Below are 12,878 nucleotides of genomic sequence, written 5' to 3'. Positions count from 1 at the left end.
GGCCAGTTGCGATTCCCCATAGGCGGCCAGCTGTTACCGCCATCTGGCACACTGCCGGCATCCCGCCCGAACATCCGCTCATGCCGATTATGTGTTGTCCAAGTCTCAGCTCCGGTTTGATACGAGGCGGCCGGCGCCCGAACGCACTGACATGCGAAGAGCGTGCGTGGGTAAGGGGCCATGTTCTGGAAGCGCCTCACGGTGGCCCACACTGCTGTCGCGCAGTGTGGGCCACGCCGACCGTATCCACCTATCGAAACAGGGTCGGGTTGCCCCAGGCAAGTGCTGGCAGCTTGGCCGCGCGGCCCACCGCAGCCATCGCCCCGGCGAGCATCGGATTGTCATGCGTGTCCGGGCGGTAGGCGACCAATCGCAGTCGCAGGACATCGGCCACGTCGTAGCGGATCTTCTGGGGCCGACCGAGGCGAGCCTCGACTTGCGGTTGCGCCTGACCATCCAGAAACACCTGAAAATAGCCGCTTTGCGCGGCGTCTGCGGCGTCGTCGGGTATTCCGACGACGGACTCAAAAGTGCTGAAAGAGCGGCCCAAATTGTACTCGATGGGGCTGCGCGCGTCACTGCAGAAGTTCACGCACCGGTGCACGATGCTGTTGCCATAGTAGATGCCATTGAGATCAACCCCAGTCAGCCGCAGATCCGCGCCGCGCACAACAGGTTGCAGCGCAAGAGTCAGCAGAGTCGACTCGCGCGCACCCGAAGGCGCCCGCGCGGTAGACGAGTCGAAGGTCGGACCGACGTAAGCACCGCGTGGTGGTGTGGGGTGTTCCGAGACGCCGCTCAACGCAGCGAGCAGGTCATTGACTCCCGCAGTGGTGAACTCGCTGACCTTGTAGTAGGTGGTGGAGTGCGCGCCGAGGAATACTGGGATCTCGTCGGCCGAGCGTCCCGGCAGCACCACCGGCAGCACTCTGCGAGTCTCCTTTCGCAGATCCCGGGTCAGGCCGTCGCGGATGATCGCCGCCTCGAACTGCGCGCCGCGTCCCTCATCCGCCGCGGCGGTGCCATCCGCACGCCGCTTGTACGCTGGCGAGGCTATGACCAGGACGAAATCAGCCGAGATGAGTTGGTCGATGGCCCACAGCGACCAGTCACGGCGCTCGTACTCATCCCAGGCGTCGATTCGAACATCGACACCGGCCTCCGAACGAAGGAAGGTGCAGAACTCCAGGACCAACTGCCTGTGTTCGGGTGTGTCGTGCGAATACGACACGAACACCCTGGGGGCTGCGGAATCCGAGGATCGCTCCGTGCTCACTCGAACGCCTCTGCTCTCGTTGCTGACTGCGCTATGCCACGCGAAATGCATGCGGAACCATCGCCGTAACGGGCCCGTAGCGACAAGACTAGCGCCGGTCCCGTCACGGATCTGCGGTCAGTATTGGGGAAGTGCCCGGGCAGACGCTGCGTCTGAATGGTCGATGCCAATAGGTATGACCGTTCCTTCCTCGGTTGCAGTCCAGCTTCGGCTACAGATGCCCAGCTGGAAGGCGGGTTTGGCCTCCGCCAGTGTATTCTGACAGCCGCGACTGTCGACTCTCCACATCGGACCGGTGGCTGAAAGTATATGTCTGAAGCAGATGACAGTGCATGAGGCGAGGCGCCAGAGATTCGACCGAACACGCAGCAGACTGAGCCCACGGCCCTGGCAGTAAATTTCGTTCCAGCTGAAGAACATTGCCAGCCGTTCGGCCGCCTCGCAGTAGACTGACTGACCACTAGACTTGCCGAAAGGACGGTGGATGAGGACGATGTGCTCATCGCCGAGCGCCGTCACTCCGCGGTTGCCCCTGGTACAGTCGCTGCCCAACGACTCACGCTGCGAGACCCACGAGTCGATCTCGAGACCTGAACAATGGGGCAACATGGAGGACAGCATCCGGCGCGGCACTGTTGGGCGTTCTCCGCGATACACAGTGAGTCCACCGTGGAATCGATAGATTTCTCTGAAGACAACCGGGTCCAGCAGAGAGCCGACTTGATCCGGCAGGTGCGAGCCCTGCGCAATGCGGTGCCGGAACTTTCGGTCGATGACATTGCCGAGGAAGCCACTAGACAACTTGAGGCTGATCACCATCGCCGCAGCATATCCGAGTGGGCGCGTGGTGCAACCGGAACCGTGGCAGATGATCCAGTAGTGCCCTGGGTTTCTTCCACCACAGCGAGGAGCTTGCTGGAGCAAGATAGCATCCCCGAATGGGACCAGCTGTGGGCGATAGTAAAGACTCTTGCCACATACGCCGGACTTCGCGAAGAATTTCCCTTGCGTAAAAACTGGTACGAACTTTATTGCAATGCGGTCGATACCGTTGACCTGGATGCCACTCGCGAGCGCGAGTGGCGCAAACATTCACTTAAGCGTGAATCCGAACTCCATCAACTGCTTGATCGAGCAAAAGGGAAGCCCGGCGGGAGCAATTGGTCGTTTCACGGAAGAAAAGCCGCTCTCAATGAAATCATTACATGGATAGCCGACCCCGATAAGGGGCCAGCCGTCAAGGTGGTGACCGGAAACCCCGGGTCGGGGAAGACGGCTATAATGGGACTGGTCGCCGCCCTGGCACACGCCGAATATAGACATTCAGTCCCGTTTCATACTTTGCCTGTCGGCGCGCAAATTTCGAATGAGGGCATGGTCGACTCGATAGTTTATGCCGAAAACCTCAGTGTTGAGGATATCCAGGACCGCATCAGCGCTGCGGCGAATGTTCGATCGACTACTGCGAGGACTGCACCGTTGCGGCCCGGGTTGCATCGAGGCCGGTGCACTGTTCTGCTAGATGCGGTGGACGAGGCGAGTGATCCAAGCGCTGTAATAAAAAAAGTCTTACTTCCGCTAGGAAGTTCCGATGATAGCAATATTCGACTGCTCCTCGCGGCACGGCCGGACATTCTACCCCACCTCGGATTGCGACGATCGGATACTATTGATCTGGATTCCGCGCAGTACTTTGAGGAAGATGCGCTAACCGCATTCATCGTACATGTTCTGGAGAGCGCGAGTGATGACAGCATATTCTCTGATCTGCCACGAAATGTGGTTGAACCCATCGCGCGAGCTATCGCTGATGCGGCAGGTACTTCTTTTCTAGTTGCTCAAATTGTGTCTATAATGCAGTCTTCTCAGCGAGATCTGCCGGATCCGATGGACCCGATATGGCTGAGCGGCCTTCCTAAGCGACCTGGTGATGCTTTGCGTGCTGACCTCGACAAGCGGCTCGGGCCAGACGCCAGCCGAGCGCGAGATCTATTGCGGCCTCTGGCGTTTGCTGAAGGCCCAGGACTGCCGCAGCCGAACATCTGGGCTGCGGTGGCTACACGGATCTCGGGAACACTGTACAGCGACGAGGATCTACGGTGGCTACGTCAGAACGCTGGTGCGTACTTTACGAATGCGGCCGATGGTGAGGAGACCGGGTGGGAAGGCCCCACGCTCGTGCACCGTCTGCATCACCGGTCGCTCGCCGAGCATCTTCGCGATGGTGTCGATGCGACTGATGTCCATGCAGCGTTCGTAGAGGTGCTGCGTCTAAGCGTTCCCCCCAAGCCAGACGGAACCCGAGACTGGCCGAGCGCCCATCCGTATGTTTCCAGACACCTTGCAACGCATGCGCGTCGCGCTGGGTTGGTTGACAAGGTCATACTCGACGCGGAGTACCTCGTACATGCTGAGCCGAGCACGCTGCTTGATGCTCTGTACACAGTTGCGACAAATGTCGGGCATCAACTGCGCGCTGTATATCGCTGTTCAGCAGCGCACCATCGCACTCTCCCGCCGTCTCGGCGCCGCAGCGTGCTTGCAGTAGATGCTGCGCGGTTTGGGGCGACAGCTCTCGTACGGGACCTGAGCCCAGGGCTGCCGTGGGCACCCCGGTGGGCTACGGGTCAACTCACACATCACGCTCATCGGGCAACATTGACCGGCCACGTCGGAGCGGTCCGTGGCGTTGCGTGGACTACCCTCCGGGGACGTCCCGTCGCGATAACCGGTGGATACGATGAGACAGTTCGAGTGTGGGATTTGACGACCGGCTCGGAACACAGCGTTCTTGTAGGACATTCTCGCCAGGTCAGTGCTGTAGCTTGCAGCGAGGTCGATGGCCAGCCGGTCGTGGTCACATCGAGTCGAGATGACACTGTCCGGGTGTGGGATTTGACGACTGGAGTAGAGCGCTGTCGTCTGGTTGGACACACAGACTCGGTAAATGCGCTTGCCTGCTCTGCCATCGACGGGCGCTCTATAGCGATTACCGGTGGATACGACGAGACGGTGCGGGTATGGGATCTTTCGACCGGTACAGAACTTAGCGTCTACCGCGGGCATACGAATGCCGTGAATGCTGTCGCGATAGCCGGCGAAGCAGGGGATCCCCTTGCTGTGACAGCTGGCCGGGATGGTGCGGTATGGGTGTGGAATTTGGCGACCGGAGCCGGTCATGTATTGAAGACTGAGGGAATCGGCTCGGTGAATGCGTTGTCGTGCACAACAATCGGCGGTCGACATCTTGCAGTCGCCGCGAGCGACGATGGGACAGTGCGAGTTTGGGACCTGACGACACGAGAGCCGCGGGTGCTGCTCGAAGGTATACACGACTCGATGAACTCGCTTGCCTGCACCACTGTCGATCGAGAGCCGGTGGTAGTGTGCGCCAAAGACGATCGAACGCTGCGAGTGTGGGATCTGGTCACAGGTGCGGAACGCGCTGCTCTGCGAGGTCACACGGCGGCCGTGAACGCGGTGGTCTGCGCGACCGTTGATCATCGTGCCGTCGTGATCAGCACCAGCATCGACCAAACCGTACGACTCTGGGATCTGGAAGACCTCGAACACTCCGAATCGCTACCCGGACATACGCATTCGATTACCGCGCTTGCCTGCACTTCTAACGAGCAACACTCGGTGGCAGTTACCACTAGCCTCGATCACACGGCACGTGTATGGGATCTAGCGACGGGTTCAGAGCTGGCGGTTCTTCTTGGTCATACCGGCGCGGTCAATTGCGTGGATTGTATTGTGATCAACAAGCGTACATTCGCGGTCACGGCCGGTGTCGACCGCATCGTGCGGGTCTGGGATCTCCTCGACGGGAAAATACACATGGAACTCCTGGGTCACCGCGAACTGATCAATGCGGTAGCCTCCCACAACGTCCAGGGACGTCCCATTGCGGTCACCAGCAGCTATGACCAAACTGTTCGAGTGTGGGACCTGGACTCCGGTGTTGAACGAACCAGTCTTCAAGGACACGAACGCCTAGTTACCGCCGTATCGTTCACCTCGATTGACGGAGAGCCTGTCGTTGTAACTGCCAGTCTCGATGAGACAATCCGAGTGTGGGATCCAATGACGGGCCGTCAACGCGCAGTCCTTCGCGGGCACGTCGGCGCGGCGAATGTACTGACGTGTACAACCTTTTGCGGAATACCCGTGGCGGTCACGAGCGGCCTGGACAAGACGGTTCGGGTTTGGGATCTCAATTTACTTATCGAGCGTGCGGCACTTAACAATCGCTTCGGCACCGTCGATGCACTCGCGTGCGTAACCATCGCTAGCGAACCTGCCGTTGTCTTTGCCAGCGAGAACGGGACGATTCAAGCTTGGGAGTGGCTTACTGATAAATTGGAGGTAATTACCGACTGGCACGAACCAAATGCAGTCCTCGGCATCGGTGGCAGCGAAATAGTTCTCGGACTCGGGAACGACGTCATACTTCTCGGACACCAGTCGCGTTTAGATTAGGCGATTCGGATATCAATCACTGCAAGGGCGCGACCAGACGCAGGCGCACCGTTCAAGAAGAACGTGGTCGGTCCGGTCGACGTGAAATTAGCCAACGCACTAAACACTGCCCTCACGATGCGGGCGGCCACCTGTCTTCTATCGCAGCCCGTGCATGCGCCACTGCGGCATCTTCTGAGGGCAAGAAATCCATAACCAGCAGCAACGCTTGGCGCCCAGCGTCTCCGATGTTCGCACAGCGCTTGACCAGCAACGCGAGCTGTATTTTCGCGTTGCCGCCAGTCGATCCTTGTCTCTCCAGAATATAGGCGGGCATCAGGCTCATGAACTGTTGACGAGTGGTGGAATCTTTCAGGTCTTCAATCTCCGCCATCGCCACCGCAATCTCTCGGATCGCGTCCTCGCTGAGACGAAAACCGGACTGCGGTGCCACATGTTGGGATCGCAGTCCGCGATCGATCGCCTCGTCTAGCTGCGTCACTCGGCCGTCGGGTCGTGCCGCAGCAGCCGCAGGCTCACTGGCTTCAAGCACTCGAAGTAAGCGAGCCTTGATGATCACGTAGACCAAGTCGTCGATAGAACTTGGAACGATGATGGACGAATGGTCACCCGGTAACTCACCGGTGTCAGGGAACACTGATTTCGCCGACTGCGGCGGCACGACCCGGTCTGTGATGCCCGCGTACACCCCAAAGGGTATCGGCGCACTAATCGTGGAGAACTCCTTAGCGTATACAATCTGCTGAAGGATGACCTTCTGAGTTTCAACGATCTTTTCGTTTAGCGGCCGCAACTCGATTTCTTGGGGATTCCGGCTCCACCACTTACGCAACGGGAGCAGGTACTCCGAGCCCGAGTTGGGAGTGGCGAACATCAACACCTGCCGCACACGGCGTAAGGCGAGTCCATGTCCTTGATGCAGCTGCTGGACCAGATATCGCTGTACGATGAGTCCACCCTGGCTGTGCCCGGCGAACACGATGGGGCGGTCTGGATGCAGTTCCTCAGAAAGCCGAGTTCCAAGATATCCAGCCACAGTGTCCAGGTCGGGAATCTGCCTTTTCGGATCCAACTCTATAAGCTTGCTGGGATACTCGACCGCGATAATCTCTATACGCCCGGCGAGCTCTTCGTCGCGTAGCAGCAGATTGCAGAGTGGATCCCACTTGCTACCTTCGGACAAAATCCCGTGCACCAATACAAGTGCTACCTTTTCAGGCACCCCGTCACCCCTGATTCCACTGTCTGCCTCGTTCGAGGCGTCAATCATGCTGCGAGTCAGAGCTCACCCTACCGCGCCGACCGACGGCGAGACGGGCGTACACGTAACCCAGATCTCCTAGCTTGAGTTTTAACCCCGGAGCTGGGTTTTCAGTACCCCGGGTCATCATGGGTGAAGCCCTTGGTTGATCATGTCTCCTTGCGACAGAAAGACTTTCGATAAACCAAGGGCTTCGGTGAACAGTGTGCACGACACCGGCTGCGCCGGTGCGGTCGGGGAGCTGTCGGCATTCCGGCAGGAGTTGTATCGGTGCCTGCCCCGGCGGGCGGACGCGGTATTCGATGTGGTGGACGCGGTGTTGTGCGCGGACGGGCCGGTGCGGTCATTGCCGGAGCTGTCACTGGTCGGCGAGCATCGCCGGGGCCACGGCAGCGTCTATGCGGCACTGGACCGTGGTCGGATCGACATCGCACGCCTGCGGCGGGCACTGGTCTCGGTGCCACTGCCGCGGGCCGCGGACGGTCGGTTGGTGCTGGCGGTGGACATCACCTCCTGGTTGCGACCGGAAGCGCATACCTGCCCGCAGCGGATACTGTGTCATACCTACGGGCGCGCCAAGAACACTCATCACATGATTCCCGGCTGGCCGTACTCGGTGGTCTGCGCCTTGGAATCGGGGCGTAGTTCTTGGATCGCGCCACTGGATGCGGTGCGGCTGACACCCGGTGACGAGGCCGCCGCGGTCACCGCGGACCAGCTGCGCACCGTGATCGGCAACCTGATCGAGGCCGGGCACTGGCGAGGGGGTGATCCGAATATCTGGATCGTCGCCGACGCCGGCTACGACGCACCCCGGCTGGCGTTCCTGCTGGCAGATCTGCCCGTGGCCGTGCTGGGCCGGATGCGGTCGGACCGGGTGCTGCGCCGCCGCGGCACCCGCATGGCAGCCCGGGACGACCGGACGCCCACCGAGGCACGGCGGCGAGTTCGTCTTCGGCGATCCCGCGACCTGGGGTGAGCCCGACACAGCCGTCACGACCGACACCCGCCTCTACGGACCGGCCACAGCTCGGTCATGGAATCGCTTGCACCCCGGGCTTACTCACCGGTCATCCTGGACTTCCCAGGCCGGGAAACTTCCGGTGCTCGACGGCACCGTGATCCGACTCGACGTCGACCGGCTGCCCAGTGGCGCCATCCCGAAACCGGTGTGGTTGTGGCATTCGGTCGTCGATCTGGATGCCGCCGAGGTCGGTGCTGTGGCAGGCATTTCTGCGGCGGTTCGATATCGAGCACACCTTCCGCATGTTCAAACAAACCCTCGGCTGGAACGTCCCGAAACCCCGCGACCCCGCCGCCGCGGAGAGATGGACCTGGCTGCTCCTGGCCGCCTACACCCAGCTGCGCCTTGCTCGTGAACTCACCGTCGACATCCGGCGGCCGTGGGAGAAACCCGCAGCCCCACAACGACTTACACCAGCACGTGTCCGTCGAGGTTTTCGGCACCTCCGCCGGAAAGCAGCCTGTCCCGCCAGTGCACCGAAACCCTCCCGCCCCGGACCCGGTCGACCAGCCGGCCACCGCAACCAGCGTCCGGCACCCCGCTACGACGTGCACATCAAAACACCCAGCAACCAGAAGCCACCCAAACCTGCCGGGCCACGACCCCGCCGAACAGGATAAACCCAGCTCAGGGGTTAAAACTCAAGCTAGGTTCTGTCTCCTAATCGACCGAACAGGGTGTTCGGGATGCCTCGGTGGTGCGTCATGTCTGCTGTGTCGAGGCTGGCGGTTGATCGGTATCGGGTGTTGACGGACGAGAGTGGAAGTTGCTGGATCTGCTGTTGCCGAAATACGAAGGGCGAGATTCGCTGCCGCAGTCGGCCAGATCCTATCCCACCGCGCCCGGCGGTGGACTCATTTGTGTGACTGGTACTTCCACCGGTACCCACTGCTGAGACTCGGCGTCCCACCCCAACACCTTTCCGTGCACGCCAGGCGCGGTGGGATCGAGGTCGAGCAGAGCCAGACGGGCGTCGTCCGGGAGATCGGCGGTGACCAGAATCGCTGCGGCATCCACGTTCTCGATGTCGAGCACGGTCACCACCTCGACACCACTGTCGGATCGCCGTGCCCGCCCAAACCAGCGTTGGCGTAACTTGGTCGGGAACGCTGCCGCACCGTCGGCCGCACGCTCACCCAGCGCTTCGAGAAACGCCTTACCGAACACAGTCGCCGCGGGCGCAACCGCACCGAACGCAGCCGCTGACCACTGGAGCACATCATGCGGCAGTGAGCCGATATGTACCGACGGCGGGCCAGCTCCATATGATGGCTGCACGGCATCTCCGCTACCGGCGCCTCCCGGGCTCGAATGTGATTGATTCACGGTTTCCCCACCCTCATCGCTTCAGTGCGCACCGATAGTACGCCACTCGGCCTCTGCTCTAGACGGTGCAATCCGACCCGTACCTAGATGTCGCCGGCGGCCACCTCCCCACAAGATCTCGGCTTGACCGGGCCCGGGGTCTGTCCAGCCAACGGCTCCTCTCTGTGTCAAGTCGTCGTGAGCAGAGAGATACCGGCATCTCGCAGCATGGTGCGGTAGACGACGTCGGCGAGGCGGCGTTTCAGGCACCGGAGTGCCTCTTTATGGCCTTTTCCGGCTGTCCGCTTGCGTTGGTAATAGGCCCGTCCTGGGGTGTCTCGGCGGATCTGGGTGATTGCGATGACGTGCAGTGCGTAGTTGAGCTGCCGGTCGCCGGCGCGGGAGAGACGTTGCCGTTGAACGTCGCCGGAGGAAACTTCGATCGGGGCGCCCCGCAGTAGGAGGCGAATGCCGCTGCTGATCGAAAGCGCCGAACGTCGCCGGTGTGGGCGAGGATTTTGCAGCAACGACGACTCCGATGCCGTAGACGGTGGTGAGCTGGGTTCTCGACTCGGTGACCGCGGCCGTTAGCGAGCCGGTCGCGGCTTCGATGCGGCGATCGAGTCGGCGCAGCTCGCCGACCAGGTCGACGGCGATCTGCCGCAGCGTGCGGCCCCAGTGGTCACGAGGTCGCACGGAGCGCAGCACCTGGGCAGCGGCATCGGCGGTGAGCCCTCTGGATAGCCCGGCGGGCACCAAGCGGGTCAGCAGGCCGTGCAATCGGTTGGCGGTCTGAGTGCGGGTCCGGATCAGATCGTCGCGGTGTTCGGTGAGCGTGCGCAGCGCTTCGATCGTGTCGTCGATCCTGACCGTGCTGATCTTGTCGCTGGTGAGCGCGGCGATGCCGATCGACAGAGCATCGGCCTCGTCGGTCTTGCGGCCGTGACCGGTCGACAGCATCCGCACCCGGTGTGCGAGTTTGGCTGGCACGTCGAGAGATTCGATGCCGTCATCGGCCAGACGCTGCGCCAGCGGCGCTCCGAGGCCGCGGGCGCCTTCAACCGCCCAGACAGCCTTCGGCCATCGACGTGCGAAACGGCGCAGTTGCCGATAGCCATCCCGGTTGACCTCGACCCGGATGGACGCCAAAGGCTGACATCTGCGGTCGACGGCTACAGCAGTCCATGACGGCTTATGCGGGTCGACGGCGATAACGGTCTGATCGCCGAGAGCGGGCAGTGACACGTGACCTCCACGAAACCTTGTGAACGGTAATTGGTTCCGGCAAGGAGGCACACCAACTTAGGGCATAGCAGACCTCTCTCAAGCCACCCCGACCGGCGGCTGCGGCCGGGACACACGCCGTTAGAAAGCCAACCCCGAACGGGCGACAGGTGTAACTAGAGCGACCCCGGCCGCAGCCTCGTAGATCATGGCTGCAGACCACGATCTACAGCCCCAATACAACAAGTTGGTACCTCTCTGCTCACGACGACTTGACACAGAGAGGAGCCGTTGTATTTACAGTCCCGATGGTGGGTGTGGGTGCAGGCCGCAGCGTACTCGGCCGGTGTCCGGTAGCCCAGCGCTGAATGCCGGTGCCGCAGGTTATGGTCGGTCTTGAAGTCACCGATGACCACGCGGGCCTCGAGCAGGGAGGTCCAGTGGTTGCGGTTGAGGCACTCGGTGCGCAACCGGCGGTTGAACGACTCGATGTAGCCGTTGTTCCACGGCGTGCCGGGCGGAATGTAGGCGATACCGACCCGGTCGACGCAGAACCGTTGCAGCGCTGCAGAAATCAGCTCGGGACCGTTGTCGCACCGCAGCACCTTCGGCACACCCCGAGCAGCGAAAACCCGCCCGAGCTCGGTGACCAGCTTCTCTGCGGTGATCGAGCGTTCCACCAGGTGCAGCAGCGACTCACGAGTGTGCTCATCGACCATCGACGCGATCTTCACCACCCGCCCATCAACCGTGGAGTCGAACTGGAAGTCCAACGCCCACACCGTCCTCGGCGCGTCCGCGTCGATCACCGACACCGACGACGACCCGGCGCGTTTACGTCGGTGATGCACGCGAACCTGCAGGCGCTCCTGCTTCCACAACCGGTGCACTCGCTTGCGGTTGACCTGATGGCCTTCGTCGAACCGCAACGCCGCCCACGCACGGCGGAACCCGTGACAGGGGTTCTTGCGCGCGTATTCGCGCAGCCAGGCCCGGGCGCCGGCATCGGGATCATCCGGTGTCTGGTCGAGCGGCAGCCGCCGGAACGTGGACCGGTGTAACCCGACGACCTTGCAGGCGAACCGCTCGGACATGCCCTTGACCTGCCGGAGCATGTCCACAGCCCGTCGCTGGGCCGCCGGGCTCAGAAGTTTCCCCGAGCGATCTCCCGCAACGCGTCTTTCTCCAGCTCGGCATCGGCCAGCAGCCGCTTGAGCCGGGCGTTCTGCTCGCGCAGTTCCTTGAGTTCTTTCGCGGCGTCGGTGTCCATCCCGCCGTACTGGCGCCGCCAGTTATACAACGTCGCCGCCGAGATCCCCAGCTCAGCCGCGATCTCCTCACCCGAAGCCCCAGCGGCGGCCAACTCGTCGGCACGACGCAGCTTCCGCACGATCTCTTCCGCGGAATGCCGCTTACGTCCTGCCATAGTCCTCAGTGTCCCTTCCAGCCCCTCACCAGGGCCAACAGGACTCTAAATCCGGGCGGTCTCATTCACCGGGGACAGGCCAATCCTAATCCGGCATAGACCTGGAAAAGGCTTGCACGAGATCACGACGATGCGTGCCGTACAGGATATGGCCCGATCACCCAGCCTTTTAGAACGACCGACCAGCATGAGTTAGCGAAGATCCCGTGCCGATCCCCTCAACACAAGCACACACAGCGAGCCCAGTGGACAGATCCGCGGCTCTGACCGACCAGAGCCGAAGCAACGTAAAGAGGAGCTTTACAGAGTCAAGGCGATACCGAGGTGCTTTGCCATCGCCTCGACCAGGCCATCACCGTCAATTAATTGAATTCGCCTGTGTCGGACGGACGATGCACGAGCAGACGGCGTGAACCGAGCTGTTGTCACGAGGATGCCCTCATCGAACCCCCTGCGAGCCACGAGGTCCACGAATGATAGGACCGTGCCTGCTCCTATCGCGTTGCTTACGTGCTTGATCTGAACGACGCGAATCCTGTGCTCCGATGAGTCATCGGTCAGAACAAACTCTTCGCCCGTATCGACGGGGCTTGGGGCAGGCGAGCCCCAGCCCATCTTCGTAAACAAGGCTTGAGTCATCACCTCAAGGTGAGCGGAACTTATTTTTCGCAAGTTCGGAGGGTGGTGATGCAGGAAAGGGTACCGGCCCCGAACTGCATCGATCTTGTAGCCTGCAGCGATATTACTCGACCAATCCTCGTCAGGCACATAACTTGAAACGTGCCTCAAATCGAGTCCGGTATCACCCCACCATATCCCGCGCTCAGACTCGCGTTCATCGACCTCGACGCCATCCAACTCGTCGGTGAAACCACTCTTG

Annotated in this window: 9 protein-coding genes and 3 pseudogenes; 3 read left to right on the top strand and 9 right to left on the bottom strand. The window is 61.4% G+C overall.

The features are described from left to right. Nucleotides 1-250 precede the first annotated feature (250 nt). The 3 genes from ACL03I_RS38655 to ACL03I_RS38645 all read right to left on the bottom strand — a co-directional run bounded on the left by ACL03I_RS38655 (nt 251) and on the right by ACL03I_RS38645 (nt 3,523). Nucleotides 251-1,276 carry an SEFIR domain-containing protein gene (locus ACL03I_RS38655; RefSeq protein WP_355081237.1) on the bottom strand — a complete coding sequence of 342 codons (1,026 nt, stop codon included), beginning with the start codon at nt 1,274-1,276 and terminating at the stop codon, nt 251-253. Nucleotides 1,277-1,393: 117 nt separating this feature from the next. Then, the gene (locus ACL03I_RS38650) at nt 1,394-2,095 is read right to left on the bottom strand and encodes a hypothetical protein (protein WP_412808548.1); all 702 of its coding nucleotides are present in this window, start codon (nt 2,093-2,095) and stop codon (nt 1,394-1,396) included. Between the two features lie 1,284 nt (nt 2,096-3,379). Continuing rightward, the gene (locus tag ACL03I_RS38645; protein WP_355081254.1) at nt 3,380-3,523 is read right to left on the bottom strand and encodes a hypothetical protein; all 144 of its coding nucleotides are present in this window, start codon (nt 3,521-3,523) and stop codon (nt 3,380-3,382) included. Between ACL03I_RS38645 and ACL03I_RS38640 the strand changes: the two are divergent. After that, nucleotides 3,455-4,159: pseudogene (locus ACL03I_RS38640) on the top strand (hypothetical protein); the annotation flags it as partial. The gene ACL03I_RS38645 and the pseudogene ACL03I_RS38640 sit on opposite strands and share 69 nt — an antisense overlap. Before the next feature lie 3 nt (nt 4,160-4,162). Then, nucleotides 4,163-5,758 carry a WD40 repeat domain-containing protein gene (locus ACL03I_RS38635; protein ID WP_412808547.1) on the top strand — a complete coding sequence of 532 codons (1,596 nt, stop codon included), beginning with the start codon at nt 4,163-4,165 and terminating at the stop codon, nt 5,756-5,758. Between the two features lie 112 nt (nt 5,759-5,870). Here ACL03I_RS38635 and ACL03I_RS38630 read toward each other — a convergent pair whose 3' ends face one another. Next, on the bottom strand, nt 5,871-6,980 hold the full coding sequence (locus tag ACL03I_RS38630; protein ID WP_412808546.1) for an esterase/lipase family protein: 1,110 nt from the start codon (nt 6,978-6,980) through the stop codon (nt 5,871-5,873). Between the two features lie 235 nt (nt 6,981-7,215). On the opposite strand from ACL03I_RS38630, the gene ACL03I_RS38625 reads away from it, so the two are divergent. Continuing rightward, nucleotides 7,216-7,998 (top strand): transposase, encoded by a 783-nt coding sequence (locus tag ACL03I_RS38625; protein ID WP_355081241.1) that lies wholly within the window; start codon nt 7,216-7,218, stop codon nt 7,996-7,998. A gap of 873 nt (nt 7,999-8,871) precedes the next feature. Here ACL03I_RS38625 and ACL03I_RS38620 read toward each other — a convergent pair. The 5 genes and pseudogenes from ACL03I_RS38620 to ACL03I_RS38600 all read right to left on the bottom strand — a co-directional run. Further along, nucleotides 8,872-9,078 carry a hypothetical protein gene (locus ACL03I_RS38620; RefSeq protein ID WP_355081243.1) on the bottom strand — a complete coding sequence of 69 codons (207 nt, stop codon included), beginning with the start codon at nt 9,076-9,078 and terminating at the stop codon, nt 8,872-8,874. A 458-nt stretch (nt 9,079-9,536) separates the two neighbouring features. Beyond that, nucleotides 9,537-9,875 carry a transposase gene (locus tag ACL03I_RS38615; protein WP_355081244.1) on the bottom strand — a complete coding sequence of 113 codons (339 nt, stop codon included), beginning with the start codon at nt 9,873-9,875 and terminating at the stop codon, nt 9,537-9,539. Nucleotides 9,876-10,158: 283 nt separating this feature from the next. Beyond that, nucleotides 10,159-10,593 (bottom strand): annotated as a pseudogene (locus ACL03I_RS38610) (IS110 family transposase); the annotation flags it as partial. 281 nt (nt 10,594-10,874) lie between these two features. Beyond that, nucleotides 10,875-11,998: pseudogene (locus ACL03I_RS38605) on the bottom strand (IS3 family transposase); the annotation flags it as partial. A 300-nt stretch (nt 11,999-12,298) separates the two neighbouring features. Then, nucleotides 12,299-12,878, bottom strand: a 580-nt coding sequence (locus tag ACL03I_RS38600) for a restriction endonuclease (RefSeq protein WP_412808545.1), incomplete at its 5' end; no start/stop codon positions are given.

The sequence above is a fragment of the Nocardia sichangensis genome (genome assembly GCF_047200615.1).
In the GTDB taxonomy this organism is placed as follows: Bacteria; Actinomycetota; Actinomycetes; order Mycobacteriales; family Mycobacteriaceae; genus Nocardia; species Nocardia sichangensis.
This window is presented reverse-complemented; position numbering and strand designations above follow the sequence as displayed.